Source organism: Streptococcus halitosis (genome assembly GCF_023147855.1).
In the GTDB taxonomy this organism is placed as follows: Bacteria; Bacillota; Bacilli; order Lactobacillales; family Streptococcaceae; genus Streptococcus; species Streptococcus halitosis_B.
Window position 1 is genome coordinate 24,873 of record NZ_JAHXOP010000003.1, and the last position, 17,838, is coordinate 42,710.

General features: G+C 43.9%; 16 protein-coding genes, 1 riboswitch and 2 other annotated features. Of the genes, 12 read left to right on the forward strand and 4 right to left on the reverse strand.

Translation table 11 applies throughout. The features are described 5' to 3' along the window. Positions 1-92: 92 nt before the first annotated feature. From KZX55_RS06255 to KZX55_RS06265, 3 genes are all read left to right on the forward strand, one after another. Positions 93-1,271 (forward strand): galactokinase, encoded by a 1,179-nt coding sequence (locus KZX55_RS06255; protein ID WP_248025738.1) that lies wholly within the window; start codon positions 93-95, stop codon positions 1,269-1,271. 18 nt (positions 1,272-1,289) lie between these two features. Next, positions 1,290-2,771, forward strand: a complete 1,482-nt coding sequence (locus tag KZX55_RS06260; protein WP_248025741.1) for a UDP-glucose--hexose-1-phosphate uridylyltransferase — start codon at positions 1,290-1,292, stop codon at positions 2,769-2,771. A gap of 69 nt (positions 2,772-2,840) precedes the next feature. After that, positions 2,841-3,245, forward strand: coding sequence for a PaaI family thioesterase (locus KZX55_RS06265; RefSeq protein WP_049538104.1), 405 nt, complete (start codon positions 2,841-2,843; stop codon positions 3,243-3,245). A 32-nt stretch (positions 3,246-3,277) separates the two neighbouring features. Here KZX55_RS06265 and KZX55_RS06270 read toward each other — a convergent pair whose 3' ends face one another. From KZX55_RS06270 to KZX55_RS06285, 4 genes are all read right to left on the reverse strand, one after another. Then, positions 3,278-4,540: a nucleobase:cation symporter-2 family protein gene (locus KZX55_RS06270; protein WP_001171653.1), complete on the reverse strand. Its 1,263-nt coding sequence runs from the start codon at positions 4,538-4,540 to the stop codon at positions 3,278-3,280. Then, positions 4,540-5,121, reverse strand: coding sequence for a xanthine phosphoribosyltransferase (locus tag KZX55_RS06275; protein ID WP_248025744.1), 582 nt, complete (start codon positions 5,119-5,121; stop codon positions 4,540-4,542). Before KZX55_RS06275 ends, KZX55_RS06270 begins: the two co-directional genes overlap by 1 nt. A 124-nt stretch (positions 5,122-5,245) precedes the next feature. Beyond that, positions 5,246-5,341: riboswitch (purine riboswitch) on the reverse strand. Between the two features lie 133 nt (positions 5,342-5,474). Then, positions 5,475-5,861 (reverse strand): bleomycin resistance protein, encoded by a 387-nt coding sequence (locus KZX55_RS06280; RefSeq protein ID WP_248025747.1) that lies wholly within the window; start codon positions 5,859-5,861, stop codon positions 5,475-5,477. An 11-nt stretch (positions 5,862-5,872) separates the two neighbouring features. Next, a complete protein-coding gene (locus KZX55_RS06285) occupies positions 5,873-6,700 on the reverse strand; it encodes an exodeoxyribonuclease III (RefSeq protein WP_248025756.1) in 828 nt (275 codons plus the stop codon). A gap of 133 nt (positions 6,701-6,833) precedes the next feature. Here KZX55_RS06285 and KZX55_RS06290 point away from each other — a divergent pair, with 133 nt between their 5' ends. The 9 genes from KZX55_RS06290 to KZX55_RS06330 all read left to right on the forward strand — a co-directional run bounded on the left by KZX55_RS06290 (position 6,834) and on the right by KZX55_RS06330 (position 17,835). Next, a complete protein-coding gene (locus tag KZX55_RS06290) occupies positions 6,834-7,289 on the forward strand; it encodes a DUF3290 family protein (RefSeq protein ID WP_248025760.1) in 456 nt (151 codons plus the stop codon). Beyond that, complete coding sequence (locus tag KZX55_RS06295) at positions 7,286-7,921, forward strand: DUF421 domain-containing protein (RefSeq protein WP_220107137.1); 636 nt, start codon at positions 7,286-7,288, stop codon at positions 7,919-7,921. Before KZX55_RS06290 ends, KZX55_RS06295 begins: the two co-directional genes overlap by 4 nt. Before the next feature lie 206 nt (positions 7,922-8,127). Next, the gene (locus tag KZX55_RS06300) at positions 8,128-9,873 is read left to right on the forward strand and encodes an ABC transporter ATP-binding protein (protein WP_248025762.1); all 1,746 of its coding nucleotides are present in this window, start codon (positions 8,128-8,130) and stop codon (positions 9,871-9,873) included. Next, positions 9,863-11,605 carry an ABC transporter ATP-binding protein gene (locus KZX55_RS06305; protein ID WP_248025764.1) on the forward strand — a complete coding sequence of 581 codons (1,743 nt, stop codon included), beginning with the start codon at positions 9,863-9,865 and terminating at the stop codon, positions 11,603-11,605. Before KZX55_RS06300 ends, KZX55_RS06305 begins: the two co-directional genes overlap by 11 nt. Before the next feature lie 103 nt (positions 11,606-11,708). After that, on the forward strand, positions 11,709-12,401 hold the full coding sequence (locus KZX55_RS06310) for a sugar transferase (RefSeq protein ID WP_049505609.1): 693 nt from the start codon (positions 11,709-11,711) through the stop codon (positions 12,399-12,401). Positions 12,402-12,443: 42 nt separating this feature from the next. Beyond that, entirely contained in the window at positions 12,444-13,673 is a 1,230-nt protein-coding gene (locus tag KZX55_RS06315; protein WP_248025766.1) for a DegT/DnrJ/EryC1/StrS family aminotransferase, read from the forward strand. Positions 13,674-13,712: 39 nt separating this feature from the next. Further along, positions 13,713-13,938 (forward strand) — a binding site (T-box leader). Between the two features lie 267 nt (positions 13,939-14,205). Beyond that, positions 14,206-15,384 carry a tryptophan synthase subunit beta gene (gene trpB / locus KZX55_RS06320; protein WP_248025768.1) on the forward strand — a complete coding sequence of 393 codons (1,179 nt, stop codon included), beginning with the start codon at positions 14,206-14,208 and terminating at the stop codon, positions 15,382-15,384. Next, positions 15,381-15,606 (forward strand) — a binding site (T-box leader). It overlaps the preceding gene by 4 nt. A 304-nt stretch (positions 15,607-15,910) precedes the next feature. Continuing rightward, on the forward strand, positions 15,911-17,272 hold the full coding sequence (gene trpE / locus KZX55_RS06325) for an anthranilate synthase component I (RefSeq protein ID WP_248025770.1): 1,362 nt from the start codon (positions 15,911-15,913) through the stop codon (positions 17,270-17,272). Next, positions 17,269-17,835, forward strand: coding sequence for an aminodeoxychorismate/anthranilate synthase component II (locus KZX55_RS06330; protein WP_248025772.1), 567 nt, complete (start codon positions 17,269-17,271; stop codon positions 17,833-17,835). The genes trpE and KZX55_RS06330 overlap by 4 nt, the downstream gene beginning before the upstream one ends. Positions 17,836-17,838: the final 3 nt, after the last annotated feature.

Consider the following 17,838-nt stretch of genomic DNA (forward strand, 5'->3'; position numbering starts at 1 on the left):
AAAAGGATTGACCTTGGTAAAAGTCTTGGATACAATAGAAGAAAACGATTACACGTTAAGGTGGCTTAACGGACAGTCAAAGGAGAATTCATATGACACAACATCTTACTGCTGAAGCCCTTCGTAAAGACTTTCTTGCCGTTTTTGGTCAAGAAGCAGACCAAACCTTCTTTTCACCAGGCCGTATCAATTTGATTGGTGAACACACGGACTACAATGGCGGGCACGTTTTTCCAGCTGCTATTTCCTTGGGAACCTATGGAGCAGCTCGCAAGCGTGACGACCAAGTCTTGCGTTTCTACTCAGCTAACTTTGAGGACAAAGGTATCATCGAAGTGCCTCTTGCTGATCTCAAGTTTGAAAAAGAGCACAGCTGGACCAATTATCCAAAAGGAGTTCTTTATTTCTTGCAAGAAGCTGGGCACGTAATTGACAAAGGTTTTGATTTTTATGTTTATGGGAATATCCCAAATGGTTCTGGCTTGTCTTCTTCAGCATCATTGGAACTCTTGACAGGGGTCGTGGCAGAGCATCTCTTTGATTTAAAACTAGACCGTTTGGATTTGGTTAAAATCGGAAAACAAACAGAAAATAACTTTATCGGAGTCAACTCTGGTATCATGGACCAGTTTGCTATCGGTATGGGGGCTGACCAACGTGCTATTTACCTAGATACCAACACCTTGGAGTATGACTTGGTGCCACTTGATTTGAAGGACAATATTGTTGTTATTATGAATACCAATAAACGCCGTGAACTGGCGGACTCTAAATACAATGAACGCCGTGCTGAGTGTGAAAAAGCAGTGGAAGAATTGCAAGTTGCCTTGGATATTCAGACCTTGGGTGAATTGGATGAGTGGGCCTTTGACCAATACAGCTACCTGATTAAAGACGAAAATCGTTTGAAACGTGCACGCCATGCTGTGCTTGAAAACCAACGTACTCTTAAAGCTCAAACAGCTCTTCAAGCAGGTGATTTGGAAACATTTGGTCGCTTGATGAATGCTTCTCACGTCTCTCTAGAACATGACTATGAAGTAACTGGTTTGGAATTGGACACACTTGTTCACACAGCTTGGGATCAAGAAGGTGTTCTCGGTGCTCGTATGACAGGTGCAGGTTTTGGAGGCTGTGCCATTGCCTTGGTTCAAAAAGACGCTGTTGAGGCCTTTAAGGAAGCTGTAGGCAAGCATTACGAGGAAGTCGTTGGATACGCTCCAAGCTTCTATATCGCTGAAGTTGCAGGTGGCACTCGCGTCCTTGACTAGTCAAAAGGAGGCTCTATAGTGACCTTAGTAGATAAATTTATAACACACGTTATTGCTGAAAGTTCATTTGAGGAAATGGATCGAATCTACCTGACCAATCGTGTTTTGGCACGAGTAGGCGAAGGTGTTTTGGAAGTTGAGACTGGTCTAGATAAATTGATTGACCTCAAGGACCAGTTGGTTGAGGAAGCGGTTCGATTAGAGACGATTGAGGATAGTCAGGCTACGCGTGAAATCCTCGGTGCTGAACTAATGGACTTAGTAACGCCTTGTCCAAGTCAGGTCAATCGTGACTTCTGGGCAACCTATGCCCAATCTCCCGAACAGGCAATTGCGGACTTCTACCAACTTAGCCAGAAAAATGACTACATCAAACTCAAGGCCATTGCAAAAAATATTGCTTATCGTGTTCCATCTGACTACGGAGAACTTGAGATTACCATCAACCTCTCTAAGCCTGAAAAGGATCCCAAGGAGATTGCAGCAGCCAAGTTGGTGCAAGCTAGCAATTATCCCCAGTGTCAGCTTTGTCTAGAGAACGAAGGCTATCATGGTCGAATTAACCATCCAGCTCGCAGCAATCACCGCATTATCCGTTTTGAAATGGCGGGTCAGGAGTGGGGCTTCCAGTATTCGCCCTATGCTTATTTTAATGAGCACTGTATCTTCTTAGACGGCCAGCATCGTCCCATGGCCATTAGTCGTCAGAGCTTTGAGCGTCTGCTGGCGATCGTAGAGCAATTTCCGGGATATTTTGCGGGTTCGAATGCCGACCTACCGATTGTGGGAGGTTCTATTCTCACTCATGATCACTATCAAGGAGGCCGTCACGTATTTCCTATGGAATTGGCTCCCTTGCAAAAGCCTTTCCGATTTGCTGGATTTGAGCAGGTCAAGGCTGGGATTGTCAAGTGGCCAATGTCAGTGCTACGTTTGAACTCGGATTCTAAAGAGGATTTGATCAACTTGGCTGATAAGATTTTACAGGAATGGCGTCAGTATTCAGACCCTGCAGTGCAGATTTTAGCAGAAACAGATGGGACACCGCATCACACTATCACACCCATTGCGCGTAAACGCGATGGACAGTTTGAGTTGGACTTGGTTTTACGGGACAATCAAACTTCAGCAGAGCATCCTGATGGCATCTATCATCCCCACAAGGATGTCCAACATATCAAGAAGGAAAATATCGGCTTGATTGAGGTCATGGGCTTGGCTATTCTTCCACCTCGTTTGAAGGCAGAAGTGGAGCAAGTTGCCAGCTACCTCGTGGGAGAAGGGGTTACAGTTGCCGACTATCATCAGGAATGGGCAGACCAGCTCAAAGCCCAACATCTGGACCTAGCAGATAAAGAAAAAGCCCTTGAAATCGTCAAGGACTCTGTGGGTGACATCTTTGCACGTGTTCTGGAGGACGCGGGGGTTTACAAGCAGACGAAACAAGGACAGGCAGCCTTTATGCGCTTTGTAGAACAGGTCGGAATTTTGCCAGACTAGGAGCTTTCTCCTTGCATAGTCCTATAAAAAGTAGTATCATAGGGTCGTTTGAAATATCAGGAGGAAACGATGAAAGATTTTCATTTTGACGCTATATCTGCCTTTGAAAATTATGAAATAGAACAAATGAGAGATGGTCACGTTGTGGTGACGACGAAAATAGTGGACTCGTCGCTCAACTACTATGGCAATGCCCATGGAGGTTATCTCTTTACACTTTGTGATCAGATTAGTGGTTTGGTGGTTATCTCGCTGGGGCTAGATGGAGTGACGCTTCAGTCCTCTATCAACTACCTCAAGGCAGGAAAACTAGATGATGTACTGACCATTAAAGGAGAATGTGTCCATCATGGACGCACAACCTGTGTGGTAGATGTCGATATCACCAATCAAGAAGGCAGAAATGTCTGCAAAGCAACCTTTACCATGTTTGTCACAGGCCAGCGGTCTGAAAAAAGACAGGTAAGGATATAGAGAAACAAAAAAGAGGTGTGAGCCTCTTTTTCTTATTTCTTTTTCCGATTTAATACGGCATTGAGTACAATGGCAAGTAGGCTGGCTACGACGATTCCGTTTGAGAAGAACATTTGGAAGGCTGTAGGCATGCTGACAAAGAGATTACTGTTATTGAGTCCGACACCTGCAGCGATTGAAACAGCTGCGATAAGGAAGTTGTGCTCATTGTTAGCAAAGTCAACACGGGCGAGGATTTGCATCCCTTGAAGGGAAACAAAACCAAACATCACCAGCATGGCACCACCAAGAACAGGGCTTGGAATGATTTGGGCAAGGGCGCCAAACTTAGGTAGAAGTCCAAGGAGGACTAGGAAACCAGCTGCATAATAGATTGGCAGGCGAGTCTTGATACCTGACAATTTAACCAAACCAACGTTTTGTGAAAATCCTGTGTAAGGGAAGGTATTAAAGATTCCTCCGAGAAGGACAGCTAAACCTTCTGCGCGGTAGCCGTTGCGTAGGCGCGTGCTGTCGATTGGGTCTTTTGTGATATCAGACAAGGCTAGGTAAACACCCGTTGACTCAACCATAGACACCGTTGCAATGATACACATCATGACGATAGAGGAGATTTCAAAGGTTGGCACCCCAAAGTAGAGGGGAGTAGGAACATGGACAAGTGGTGCTGCCGCAACAGGGGAGAAATCAACCAAACCCATAGTAGCAGCAATGGCGGTTCCGACAACCAGACCAATCAAAATGGAGATAGACTTGATAAATCCTTTGGTAAAGATGTTGATCAAGAGGATGATCAGAACAGTGATTGCAGCAAGCAAGAGACTTTGACCGGTTGGCTCTGGAACGTTATTTCCCATATTTCCAATAGCGACAGGAATCAGGGTCAATCCAATCGTGGTAATGACAGAGCCTGTTACGATAGATGGGAAGAGATTGGCCACTTTTGAGAAGATGCCTGAAATCAGAACCACATAAATCCCTGAAACGATAAGGGCACCAAACATAGCACCGCTACCGTGGCTTTGCCCAATCATAATCAAAGGAGCGACGGATTGGAAGGCTACTCCGAGAACGACTGGTAGTCCAATTCCAAAGTATTTGTTGAGTTGGAGTTGGAGGAAGGTGGCCACCCCACACATGAAGATATCTGTGGAGATTAGGTAGGTCAACTGCTCAGCTGAATAGCCAAGAGCTGTCGCAATCATGATGGGAACCAGGATAGAACCTGAGTACATGGCTAGTAAGTGCTGCAAGCCAAGAACGGCTGCTTGCGAATGTTTTTCTTGTTTTTGCATTAGAGATCTGCCTCCTTAAATACGACCTGACCGTTTTCAAAACGATCCAAGCGAGCCAGTGATAGAACTGGATAGCCAGCTTTTTCAAGCAAATCACGACCATCTTGGAAAGACTTTTCAATCACGATACCTATCGCTTCAACTTTTGCTCCGGCTTGTTCGATGATTTGGATCAAGCCTTTGGCAGCTTGGCCATTAGCTAGGAAATCATCGATAATCAAGACCTTGTCCTCAGGTGAGAGGAATTTTCCAGCGATGGAGACCGTGCTCGTCACCTGCTTGGTAAAGGAGTAGACTTGAGCAGTTAAGATTCCTTCATTCATGGTGATGTTTTTAGCTTTCTTGGCGAAAATCATAGGGACATCTAAGGCTTCAGCTGTAAAAACAGCTGGGGCGATCCCTGAAGCTTCAATCGTTACAACCTTGGTAATGCCAGCAGATGCGAATTTTTCCGCAAAAACCTTACCAATCTCCCGCATCAAACGATAGTCAACTTGGTGGGTTAAAAAGGAATCTACCTTGAGGATGTTGTCACCCAAGATATGCCCATCCTGAAGGATGCGCTCTTCTAATAATTTCATAAGACCTCCTAAAGTCTAAACTCTTTTGTATTTTTCTATCGCCTTTATCATCTCAAAAAGGGCTAGAAAAAAGGACCTACTTAACAGATAAGCAAGCCCTCAAAATAGGTATGTTTAAAAACATACCCTCAACAGACTTACTCATTGTTAGGTGTTCCGGCACCTTGTAGAAACGTCGTGCCAATTCACGACATAAACAAGTAAAATGGTACTATTATCAAACGCAATAGCGTTAATGTCATTATTTTACACTAAATAGCTTTAGAAATCAAATGTTTTGTTAGTGTTTTAATGAAAAAAACGAACAAAAAAGAAACCTACAACGAGATACAGTATTGTAGGGTTCTATTATTCTATTCACTAAATCTTAAAAAATAGCCATCTGGGTCCAAGACTGCAAATTCGTGAGGATAGATATAGTGATCCCCAACACGAAATGTTCTCTTGGTCAAAGGACGATAAATAGGATAGTTGGCCTCGGTCACTTTTTGATAAAGTTGTGGGACATCCTTTATACCAAAGGATAGGTTGACACCTTTTCCAAAAGGGTAGGTAAGGTTAGCCAGTTCCTCGGGGGTTCCCTCCTCTATCATTAGCTGGCATTCTTCAAGAGAAAGAAAGAGAAATTTCTCCTCTGGACGCTCGTATTCGACAGAAAATCCCAGCAAGTCGCAGTAGAAGTGTCGTGACTTTTCGAGGTCAGATACTACAAATTCAGGAATGACAGCTTGATAGTCCATTCATTTTCTCCTTAGAGCTCAATCTCCATGACAATGGGTGTATGGTCTTGGCGCGCACCGGAGTCAATCATATCAGACTTGGTCACCTTGTCAGCCACGCGGTTGCTGGTGAGCCAGTAGTCGATTCTCCAGCCTGTATTGTTGATTTTAGAAGTCTTGCTGCGTTGTGCCCACCAAGTATAACGTTCTGGGACATCGCCGTGAATATGGCGGAAAGTGTCAGTAAATCCAGTTGCCAAAAGGTTGGTAAAACCAGCACGTTCCTCGTCTGTAAATCCAGGCGAACGGCGGTTGCTAGCAGGGTTTGCAAGGTCGATTTCCTTGTGGGCTACGTTATAGTCACCCGTCGCAAGGACTGTTTTTTCTTTGTCTAGTTGAGCCAAATACTCAGCATATTTGACGTCCCAGACTTGACGCTCTTCCAAGCGTTTCAAACCATCACCAGCATTTGGAGTGTAAACTTGCGTTACGAAAAATGTATCAAATTCCAAGGTGATGATGCGGCCTTCCAAATCCATGGTAGAAGGAGCACCGATTTCTGGGAAGCTGATCGTTGGTGTGAGTTCTTTCTTATAGAGGAACATGGTTCCAGCGTAGCCTTTGCGGGCAGGTTCTTGGGAAGAGCGCCAAGTGTTTTCATAGTCTGGGAAGAGCTCTTCTAAAATTTCCAAGTGTTTTTTTGTAGGCCCTTTTGAAGAAAGCTTGGTTTCCTGGATAGCGATGATATCAGCATTTTCAGCGACCAAGGTTTGTAGGACTTCTTGGGACAACTTAGCGCGAGCTGAGTCACTCGTTAGGGCTGCATTGAGGGAATCAATATTCCATGAGATGAGTTTCATAAAGTTACCTTTTTCATTCAGATTATAGACTATATTATATCAAAAAAAGGCGTATTTCCCCAACGTATGGTTTGAAAAATCACCCTCTTTCGTTTATAATGAAGAATGATTTTATGAAGGGGAGTGAAAATACATGAAATTCTACTCTTATGACTATGTCCTCAGCCAAATCGGTCAGCAAAATGGTATCATGGTTGGCTTTGGGATTGTTCTATTAGCTGTGACAGGTTTTTTTGCTTTCAAGGCATACCATGATAAAAAGGGGACCAAATTTCGTGAGTTGGTCATGATTTCAGCTCTGACCTTATTAGCTCTCCTTTTGGTCAGCATCACGACTTATCAAAACAATCAAGTTTCTAACAATAAATTTCAAACTTCACTTCATTTCATCGAGCTTGTTTCCAAAGATTTGGGAGTAGACAAGTCAGAAGTCTATGTTAATACTTCCACAAACACTGATGGAGCACTTCTTAAGGTAGGAGATCGTTATTATCGTGCCCTGAACGGCAGTGAGCCAGACAAGTACCTGTTAGAGAAAGTGGAATTGTATAAAACAGATGCAATTGAACTGGTGGAGGTGAACAAATGACACTCAATTATATGGAAATTTTAATCAAACTAGCCTTGGGTCTCTTTTCTCTGGTTTTTGTAATCAATGTGACAGGAAAGGGCAACCTAGCGCCTAACTCAGCAATAGATCAAATTCAGAACTATGTGCTAGGGGGTATCATTGGTGGGGTGATTTACAATAGCGCCATCAGTATCCTTCAGTATGCAGTTATCCTGATTATGTGGACCATTCTGGTCTTGACGCTCAAATGGCTGAACAACAATGTTCACTTTGTGAAACGTTTGATTGATGGGAAGCCAACCCTGCTTATTAAAAATGGGAAGATTGATCCAGAAGCCTGCCGTTCGGTTGGTTTGTCAGCAGCGGACGTAGCTCTTAAGCTTCGTAGTCAGGGAATTTTCCAAATGAAACAAGTCAAACGAGCGATGCAGGAGCAAAATGGTCAACTCATCGTAGTCCAAATGGGAGATGAGAATCCCAAGTATCCTGTTGTCACAGACGGTGTGATCCAAGTTGAAATTTTGGAGACCATTGGTCGGAGCGAAGAATGGCTGCTTGATAACCTCAGCAAACAAGGGTATGACAATGTGGCCAATATCTTTATCGCTGAGTACGACAAGGGTGTCGTCTCAGTCGTAACCTATGAATAAGAAAAACCTGAGGTCTTGTACTCTTCAAAAATCAAATTCAAACTGCGTCAACGTCGCCTTGCCGTATGTAGGTTACTGACTTCGTCAGTTCTATCTACAACCTCAAAGCAGTGCTTTGAGCAGCCTGCGGCTAGTTTCCTAGTTTGCTCTTTGATTTTCATTGAGTCTTGGCCTCAGGTTTCCATTTGCAATCAGAAAGGGATTTTATGTCCATTATTCAAAAACTTTGGTGGTTTTTCAAGTTAGAAAAACGCCGTTATCTAGTCGGGATTGTGGCCTTGATCTTGGTTTCCGTCCTCAATCTCATTCCCCCCATGGTCATGGGACGGGTCATTGATGCCATTACATCGGGACAATTAACCCATCAGGACCTCTTTCTTAATCTATTTTATCTGCTGCTGGCAGCCTTCGGGATGTACTATCTGCGCTATGTTTGGCGCATGTATATCCTTGGAACTTCTTATCGTCTAGGGCAGATTATGCGCTCTCGCTTGTTTGAGCATTTTACTAAAATGTCGCCAGCCTTTTATCAGACCTATCGGACGGGGGACTTGATGGCACACGCTACAAATGATATCAATGCTTTAACTCGTCTCGCAGGTGGAGGAGTCATGTCAGCAGTGGATGCTTCCATCACGGCTTTGGTGACTTTGCTGACCATGCTTTTTAGTATTTCTTGGCAAATGACCTTGGTTGCCATTCTGCCCCTGCCTTTCATGGCTTATGCGACCAGTCGTCTAGGGAGAAAGACCCACAAGGCTTTTGGCGAATCACAGGCTGCCTTTTCTGAGCTCAATAACAAGGTGCAGGAGTCTGTATCAGGTATCAAGGTGACCAAGTCTTTCGGTTATCAGTCTGATGAATTGGCATCTTTTCGGGAAGTAAATGAATTGACCTTCCAAAAGAATCTGCAAACCATGAAATACGATAGTCTCTTTGACCCAATGGTTCTCTTATTTGTTGGTTCATCCTATGTTTTAACCCTTTTGGTCGGTTCCTTGATGGTTCAGGAGGGGCAGATTACGGTTGGGAATCTGGTTACCTTTATCAGCTACTTGGATATGCTAGTTTGGCCTCTTATGGCTATCGGTTTCCTCTTTAATATCACTCAGCGAGGGAAGGTTTCTTACCAGCGGATTGAGGAACTTTTGTCTCAGGAATCACCTGTACAAGATCCTGAGTTTCCTCTGGACGGTATTGAAAATGGACGTTTGGAGTACGATATTGATAGTTTTGCCTTTGAAAATGAGAAAACACTGACGGATATTCACTTTAGTTTGGAAAAAGGGGAAACTCTTGGCTTGGTCGGACAGACAGGCTCTGGGAAAACATCATTGATTAAGCTCCTCTTGCGTGAATACGATGTGGATAAGGGAGCCATTTACCTAAACAGTCATGATATTCGAGACTATCGTCTGACAGACCTTCGCAGTCTCATGGGCTATGTTCCTCAGGACCAGTTCCTCTTTGCGACTTCGATCTTAGACAATATCCGTTTTGGCAATCCGAACTTGCCCCTTTCAGCAGTTGGGGAAGCGACTAAGCTAGCTCAAGTTTATAAAGATATTGTGGACATGCCTCAGGGATTTGATACGCTGATCGGTGAAAAAGGAGTTAGTCTATCAGGTGGGCAAAAGCAACGTCTGGCCATGAGTCGGGCTATGATTTTAGACCCTGATATCTTGATTTTAGATGATTCCTTGTCAGCCGTGGATGCCAAGACAGAGTATGCGATCATCGATAATCTCAAGGAGACGCGGAAGGATAAGACAACTATCATCACAGCCCATCGTCTCAGTGCAGTCGTCCATGCAGATCTGATTTTGGTTCTGCAAAATGGCCAAATCATAGAACGCGGTACACACGAAGACCTGCTAGCTTTAGATGGCTGGTATGCCCAAACCTATCAGTCTCAGCAGTTGGAAATGAAAGGAGAAGAAGATGCAGAATAAGAAAGAACAATGGGCTGTATTGAAGCGCTTGATGTCTTATCTCAAGCCCTATGGCCTCCTGACCTTTTTGGCACTCAGTTTTCTCCTCGCGACGACGGTCATTAAAAGTGTCATTCCCCTTGTAGCTTCCCACTTTATCGACCAGTATCTCAGCAATCTCAACCAACTTGCTGTGACCGTTTTGCTGGTCTACTATGGTCTTTACATCCTGCAAACTCTAGTTCAGTATGTCGGAAATCTTCTCTTTGCGCGCGTGTCCTACAGTATCGTTAGAGATATTCGTCGGGATGCCTTTTCCAATATGGAGAAACTGGGTATGTCTTACTTTGACAAGACGCCAGCTGGTTCGATTGTCTCTCGTTTAACTAATGATACCGAGACCATCAGTGATATGTTTTCAGGGATTTTATCCAGTTTTATCTCAGCAGTTTTTATCTTTCTGACAACCCTTTATACCATGTTGGTTTTAGACTATCGCTTGACAGTTTTAGTTCTGCTCTTTCTTCCTTTGATTTTCCTTTTAGTCAATCTCTATCGGAAAAAGTCAGTCAAGATTATTGAGAAAACCAGAAGTCTCTTATCGGATATCAATAGCAAGCTGGCTGAAAATATCGAAGGAATCAGAATAATCCAAGCCTTTAATCAAGAGAAGCGCCTGCAGGCAGAATTTGATGAGATTAACCAAGAACACTTGGTCTACGCCAACCGATCTGTAGCCTTGGATGCCCTCTTTTTGAGACCTGCCATGAGTTTGCTGAAACTCTTAGGTTACACAGTTTTGATGGCTTACTTTGGTTACCGTGGTCTTTCTATCGGGATAACAGCCGGAACCATGTATGCCTTTATCCAGTACATCAATCGGCTCTTTGACCCCTTGATTGAGGTGACGCAAAACTTTTCAACCCTTCAAACTTCTATGGTTTCTGCAGGTCGTGTTTTTGCCTTGATTGATGAGAGGACCTATGAGCCTCTTCAAAAGGATAGCCAAGCAAAGATTAAAGAAGGTAATATTCGGTTTGAGCACGTGTGTTTCTCATATGATGGAAAACACCAGATTCTGGATGATATTTCCTTTTCGGTTGATAAGGGTGAAACCATTGCCTTTGTAGGGCATACAGGTTCGGGGAAATCTTCGATTATCAATGTCCTCATGCGTTTTTATGAATTTCAGTCAGGGCGAGTTCTCTTGGATGAAGTGGATATCCGAAACTATAGCCAGCAAGAATTGAGAAAAAATATCGGTCTAGTCTTGCAGGATCCCTTCCTCTATCATGGGACTATTAAGTCCAATATCGCCATGTACCAAGATCTTAGTGATGAAGAGGTCCAGGCTGCGGCTGCCTTTGTCGATGCGGATTCCTTTATTCAAGATCTTCCGCTGGGCTATGATGCTCCTGTTTCCGAGCGTGGTTCGAGCTTTTCTACTGGACAGCGCCAGCTTCTTGCCTTTGCTAGAACAGTCGCTAGTCAACCTAAAATCCTGATTTTGGATGAAGCGACAGCCAATATTGACTCTGAGACAGAAAGTCTGGTTCAAGCTTCTCTGGCTAAAATGAGACAGGGGCGGACGACCATTGCCATCGCTCATCGCCTTTCAACTATTCAAGATGCCAACTGTATCTATGTCTTGGACAAGGGGCGCATCATCGAGAGTGGAACCCATGAGGAACTCTTGGCCTTGGGAGGAACCTATCACAAGATGTATAGCTTGCAGGCAGGGGCCATGTCCTAATAAGAATTCCTCCAAATTACAGCTTTCTTGCACCGCCTTTTCTATTTTGTGGTATAATGAAAAATGTTGACAAATAGTATAATAAAAACAAAGGAGAAACAGCATGCTGAAATGGGAGGACTTGCCCGTGGAAATGCAATCAAGCGAGGTTGAGTCTTACTACCAGCTTGTCTCTAAAAGGAAGGGTTCGCTGATTTTCAAGCGTTGCCTGGATTGGGTTCTGGCCTTGTTTTTGCTAGTTTTGACTTCTCCCGTCTTTCTTATCTTGAGTATTTGGATCAAGTTGGATAGCAAGGGACCTGTCATTTACAAGCAAGAGCGCGTGACCCAGTACAACCGTCCGTTCAAGATTTGGAAGTTCCGTACCATGGTAACGGATGCGGATAAAAAAGGAAGTCTAGTGACTTCTGCTAACGATAGCCGTATTACCAAAGTGGGAAATTTCATCCGCCGTGTGCGTTTGGACGAACTACCTCAGCTAGTCAATGTCCTTAAAGGCGAGATGTCCTTTGTTGGGACACGACCTGAGGTGCCACGCTACACGGAGCAGTATAGTCCTGAAATGATGGCGACCTTGCTCTTGCCAGCAGGTATCACCTCTCCAGCCAGCATCAACTACAAGGATGAGGACACCATCATCAGTCAAATGACGGAGAAAGGTCTGTCAGTTGACCAGGCCTATGTCGAACATGTCCTCCCTGAAAAGATGCGCTATAATCTCGCCTATCTCCGAGAATTTAGTTTCCTTGGAGACATCAAAATCATGTTTCAAACCGTGTTTGAGGTACTAAAATAAAGTAGTCATGAGAAAATGAGTACAGATAAAAGGAGCAAATCAATGCCAAATTACAATATTCCATTTTCACCACCTGATATTACCGAAGCTGAAATTGCTGAAGTAGCGGATACCCTGCGTTCTGGTTGGATCACAACAGGTCCTAAGACAAAAGAACTGGAGCGTCGCTTGTCACAATACACACAGACACCTAAGACTGTCTGTCTCAACTCTGCGACAGCCGCTCTTGAGTTGATTTTACGTGTTTTGGAAGTGGGACCAGGTGATGAAGTCATCGTTCCAGCTATGACTTACACAGCTTCATGTAGTGTCATCACACACGTAGGAGCAACACCTGTCATGGTGGATATCCAAGCAGATACGTTTGAGATGGACTATGACCTTCTTGAGCAAGCCATCACTGAAAAGACTAAGGTGATCATCCCAGTAGACCTTGCAGGGATTGTTTGCAACTATGACCGTTTGTTCCAAATTGTGGAGAAGAAACGCGACCTCTTTACAGCTACTAGCAAGTGGCAAAAGCTCTTTAACCGTATCGTGATTGTCTCTGATAGTGCCCATGCTTTGGGATCAACTTATAAAGGACACCCTACTGGCTCTATCGCTGACTTTACTTCCTTCTCATTCCATGCCGTTAAAAACTTTACAACGGCTGAGGGAGGAAGTGCGACTTGGAAGTCCAATCCAGCGATTGACGATGAAGAGATGTACAAGGAATTCCAGATCCTTTCCCTTCATGGTCAAACCAAAGACGCCCTTGCCAAGATGCAACTGGGTTCATGGGAATACGATATCGTTACACCGGCCTACAAGTGCAACATGACGGATATCATGGCTTCGATTGGTTTGGTACAATTGGACCGTTACCCTGGGTTGCTACAACGTCGTAAGGACATCGTGGATCGTTATGATCGTGGTTTTGCGGGTACTCGTATTCACCCACTGGCACACAAGACTGATACTGTCGAATCTTCACGCCACCTCTACATCACCCATGTAGAAGGTGCTAGCCTAGAAGAGCGTAACCAAATCATCCAAGAATTGGCCAAAGCAGGAATTGCAAGTAATGTACACTATAAACCGCTTCCTCTCTTGACAGCCTATAAGAATCTTGGTTTTGATATGGCAGATTATCCAAGAGCCTATGCCTTCTTTGAAAATGAAATTACCCTTCCTCTTCATACAAAATTAAGCGATGAAGAAGTTGATTACATCGTTCAGACTTTGGTGAGAATTTCCGAAGAAATCCTCGGTTCAGGAAAAAAATCATAAAAAATCTTGACAAAGATAGAACAATAACATATAATATTCTCAATAAATCAGAAAAGTAACTATGTTTGATCTTCAGGGAGCCTGTGGTGATTGTGAACAGGTGGTTGAAAGTAGTGAAAGTGGGCTGATTTTAAAAATGAATTTGAAACAATGAAAGTTCGGTGCGCACACCTTACAGTGCAACTTGTTGTTAGACAAGGTAGAGATGTAAAGGGGGATAGTCCCTTTATAATTGAGGTGGCACCGCGTTACTAACGCCCTCACACGGAAGTAGATTCTGTGTGTGGGCTTTTTTCTATCCGTCGTTTTGTTTATCTTTTATTAGGGCCTTGAGTCGCTTTGATGAACTTATACTCAATGAAAATCAAAGAGCAAACTAGGAAACTAGCCGCAGGCTGTACTTGAGTACGGCAAGGCGACGTTGACGTGGTTTGAATTTGATTTTCGAAGAGTATTGAGTTCTATCTGTAGCTCCTTGCCTGCTACTAAAAGCAAACAAAAAGTCAAATGAATACAGAAAGAGGAAAAATTTATGACAACTAAAGGTTATTTTGGACAATTTGGTGGTAGTTTTGTACCGGAGCCGATTCAGGCTTTGTTGGATGAGTTGGAAGTGACATTTGATAAGTACAAGGATGATCCAGAGTTTTTGGCTGAGTTTCGCCATTACTTGAAGGACTATTCCGGTCGCGAAACACCGCTCTATTTTGCGGAAAGTTTAACAGACCACCTAGGTGGGGCTAAGATTTATCTCAAGCGCGAAGACCTGAATCACCTTGGTTCTCACAAGCTTAACAACGTTTTAGGACAAATTCTTCTTGCCAAACGTATGGGCAAAAAACGAGTGATCGCGGAAACAGGAGCTGGTCAACACGGTGTTGCGACTGCAGCGGCTGCAGCCAAGTTTGGTATGGCTTGTGATGTCTACATGGGGGCAGAAGATGTGGAACGTCAACGCCTCAATGTTTTCCGCATGGAGATGATGGGAGCAACTGTTCACGCGGTTGAAACGGGAACACGAACTCTCAAGGATGCGGTTGATGCAGCCTTTGGAGCATGGATGAATGACCTTGAAGCCTTCTACGTTTTGGGATCTGCTGTAGGGCCTCATCCTTATCCTACCATTGTTCATGAATTCCAAAAGGTCATCAGTGAAGAATCTCGCCGTCAAATCTTAGAAAAAGAAGGCCGTTTACCAGACTACGTTATTGCCTGTGTAGGTGGTGGTTCCAATGCCATCGGTGCTTTTTCACAGTATGTGGCTGATGAAGAAGTCAAATTGGTTGGGGTCGAAGCTGCCGGTCACGGACTGGACACAGACAAGCATGCAGCCACTATGACAAAGGGTAGTGTCGGAATTGTCGACGGTATGAAGACTTATGCAGTCTTTAAGGAAGATGGAGAGCTGGCGCCAGTTTACTCTATTTCAGCTGGTTTGGACTATCCAGGCGTTGGTCCAGAACACGCCTACTTTAAAGATTCAGGTCGCGTGGAATATGTGGCAGCGACAGACGAAGAAGCTGTTCAAGCCTTGCTTTTATTAAGCAAGACTGAAGGGATTATCCCAGCGATTGAAAGTTCGCATGCCATCGCAGAAGCAGTTAAACGTGCACCGAAACTAGGTAAAGATGAGATTATCATCATCAATGTCTCTGGTCGTGGAGACAAGGACGTAGCTGCTATTGCAGACTACCTAGAAGCTAAAAAATAAAAGATGGAAAAATTACAGTTCTTTCTCTCACAGAGAGCTTGTGGTTGCTGGAAACAAGCAGAGGAAGCTGTAAGGTTGGGCCCATCTGAAACGAGAGAAGAAAACATAATTCTCAAGGGAGTGCCCTTTATCGCACAGCCTGTTACAGGAGCTTTCTGAGACAGGAATGAGAGATAGGAGAAATCCTATAATTGAGGTGGCACCGCGAATTTCGTCCTCACGCAAGTTAGTTTGCGTGGGGATTTTTATATATTTATCGTAGATATGGCTATCAGTTTTAAATTATGCTTCATCACTAGATAGATTTCTATAAAATATTTGCTAACGAAGTGAGCATTGACCCGCTATTTCCCGCTATAGTGGTATTCTAGAGAAGCAAAGATGCTTCTCTAGAACGGAATTTTTGAGACCTAAGTCTCGAAAATTAGGGATGAAATTTCGGAGAAAGTTGCTCCCGTCCGCACTATTTAAGGGAAATAGAAAAAAGACCAAAAATTAAAAATAAGAAACTGAAAGGGAAATTACAATGGAACGGATCATTCATGGAGATGTCTTATCACCAATCTTGGCTTATATGCGCCTAAAGGGGCAACACAAGGTTATTTTAGAGAGTATTCCGAGAGACAAGGAAACCGCTCGTTTTTCTATCCTAGCCTATAATCCAGTTTTTGAGATTCAGTTTGAAAATGGAGTCCTTTATCAAAATGGACAAGTGATTGATCGTGATCCCTTGGATTTTCTTTATGAAGTGACTCATAAGAGCCAGCACCATTCAGACCTCCCTTTTGGTGGGGGAGCCATTGGTTTTGTTGGTTACGATATGATTTCGCTTTATGAAGAAATTGGTCAAATCCCTGAGGATACCATTGGGACGCCAGACATGCATTTCTTTGTCTTTGAGAGCTATATGGTCTTTGACCACAAGAAAGAAAAAATCCATGTTATCGAGGATACTCTCTATAGTGATCGCAGTCAAGAAGATTTGGAAGAAGCCTTGAAGCAAGTGCTGGAGGAATTACGCATTCCTGCTTCAAATGAATTTGAAGACTTGGATTTATCTCCGCTGGACTTCAAACCCCATATCGCTCCTCAGAAGTTTGAGCAAATGGTCGAAACAGCTCGTGACTTGATTCGTAATGGGGATATGTTCCAATGCGTGCTCAGCCAGCGTTTCTCAGCAGAAGTTACTGGAAATCCGTTTGACTTCTACAGAAATCTCCGCGTGACTAATCCTTCTAATTACCTCTATTTCTATGACTTTGGGGATTATCAAATCATCGGTGCCAGTCCAGAAAGTTTGGTTTCTGTCAAAAATGGCATCGTGACAACCAATCCGATTGCAGGGACACGACCAAGAGGAGCTACGGATGAAGAAGACAAGGCTTTGGCGACAGACCTGCTTTCGGATGAGAAGGAAACAGCAGAGCATCGAATGTTAGTAGACTTGGGACGCAATGATATTGGCCGCATCTCTGAAACGGCCAGTGTCCAAGTCACTAAGTATATGGAAGTGGAGCTCTTCCGCTACGTCATGCATTTGACCAGTGTGGTCAAGGGGCGTTTGCTTCCAGAACTCACTGCCATGGATGCCTTGAAAGCAACACTTCCTGCTGGAACCGTTTCTGGAGCACCAAAGATTCGGGCCATGAGACGGATCTATGAACTGGAAACAGAAAAACGGGGCGTATACGCAGGAGCAATCGGCTACTTGTCTGCGACGGGTGATATGGATTTTGCCATTGCCATCCGAACTATGATTCTCAAAAATCAAACAGCTTATGTGCAGGCTGGGGCAGGGATTGTCTACGACTCCATCGCCCAAAACGAATATCAAGAAACCATTAACAAAGCTAAATCTATGACTAGAATTGGAGAACTAAGACCATGATTTTATTGATTGACAACTATGATTCTTTTACCTATAACTTGGCTCAATACATTGGAAATTTCGCAGAAGTTCAGGTCTTGAGAAATGATGATTCTAAGCTGTATGAAGAAGCTGAAAAAGCAGACGGTCTGGTCTTTTCTCCAGGTCCAGGTTGGCCAGTTGATGCTGGTAAGATGGAAGATATGATTCGTGACTTTGCTGGCAAAAAGCCGATTCTTGGGATTTGTCTGGGTCATCAAGCCATTGCAGAAGTCTTTGGTGGTAAGCTTGGCTTGGCTCCCAAAGTCATGCATGGGAAACAGAGCAATATCAGCTTTGAAGCGCCATCTGTTTTGTATCAAGGCATCGAGGATGGCCGTGCGGTTATGCGTTACCACAGTATTTTGATTGAAGAAATGCCAGAAGACTTTAAAGTGACAGCTCGTTCGACTGATGATCAAGCTATCATGGGAATTCAACACAAAAACCTACCAATTTATGGCTTCCAGTACCATCCAGAGAGTATCGGAACGCCAGACGGTTTGTCTTCTATTCGGAATTTTATCGAGAAGGTTGTAAAGTGAGGA

What these genes read in the sequence shown, in the direction of transcription:
- KZX55_RS06255 (WP_248025738.1), top strand. Translation starts at nt 93, where the DNA reads ATGACACAACATCTTACTGCTGAAGCCCTTCGTAAAGACTTTCTTGCC.
- KZX55_RS06265 (WP_049538104.1), top strand. Translation starts at nt 2,841, where the DNA reads ATGAAAGATTTTCATTTTGACGCTATATCTGCCTTTGAAAATTATGAA.
- KZX55_RS06270 (WP_001171653.1), bottom strand. Translation starts at nt 4,540, where the DNA reads ATGCAAAAACAAGAAAAACATTCGCAAGCAGCCGTTCTTGGCTTGCAG.
- KZX55_RS06275 (WP_248025744.1), bottom strand. Translation starts at nt 5,121, where the DNA reads ATGAAATTATTAGAAGAGCGCATCCTTCAGGATGGGCATATCTTGGGT.
- KZX55_RS06280 (WP_248025747.1), bottom strand. Translation starts at nt 5,861, where the DNA reads ATGGACTATCAAGCTGTCATTCCTGAATTTGTAGTATCTGACCTCGAA.
- KZX55_RS06285 (WP_248025756.1), bottom strand. Translation starts at nt 6,700, where the DNA reads ATGAAACTCATCTCATGGAATATTGATTCCCTCAATGCAGCCCTAACG.
- KZX55_RS06290 (WP_248025760.1), top strand. Translation starts at nt 6,834, where the DNA reads ATGAAATTCTACTCTTATGACTATGTCCTCAGCCAAATCGGTCAGCAA.
- KZX55_RS06295 (WP_220107137.1), top strand. Translation starts at nt 7,286, where the DNA reads ATGACACTCAATTATATGGAAATTTTAATCAAACTAGCCTTGGGTCTC.
- KZX55_RS06300 (WP_248025762.1), top strand. Translation starts at nt 8,128, where the DNA reads ATGTCCATTATTCAAAAACTTTGGTGGTTTTTCAAGTTAGAAAAACGC.
- KZX55_RS06305 (WP_248025764.1), top strand. Translation starts at nt 9,863, where the DNA reads ATGCAGAATAAGAAAGAACAATGGGCTGTATTGAAGCGCTTGATGTCT.
- KZX55_RS06310 (WP_049505609.1), top strand. Translation starts at nt 11,709, where the DNA reads ATGCTGAAATGGGAGGACTTGCCCGTGGAAATGCAATCAAGCGAGGTT.
- KZX55_RS06315 (WP_248025766.1), top strand. Translation starts at nt 12,444, where the DNA reads ATGCCAAATTACAATATTCCATTTTCACCACCTGATATTACCGAAGCT.
- trpB (WP_248025768.1), top strand. Translation starts at nt 14,206, where the DNA reads ATGACAACTAAAGGTTATTTTGGACAATTTGGTGGTAGTTTTGTACCG.
- trpE (WP_248025770.1), top strand. Translation starts at nt 15,911, where the DNA reads ATGGAACGGATCATTCATGGAGATGTCTTATCACCAATCTTGGCTTAT.
- KZX55_RS06330 (WP_248025772.1), top strand. Translation starts at nt 17,269, where the DNA reads ATGATTTTATTGATTGACAACTATGATTCTTTTACCTATAACTTGGCT.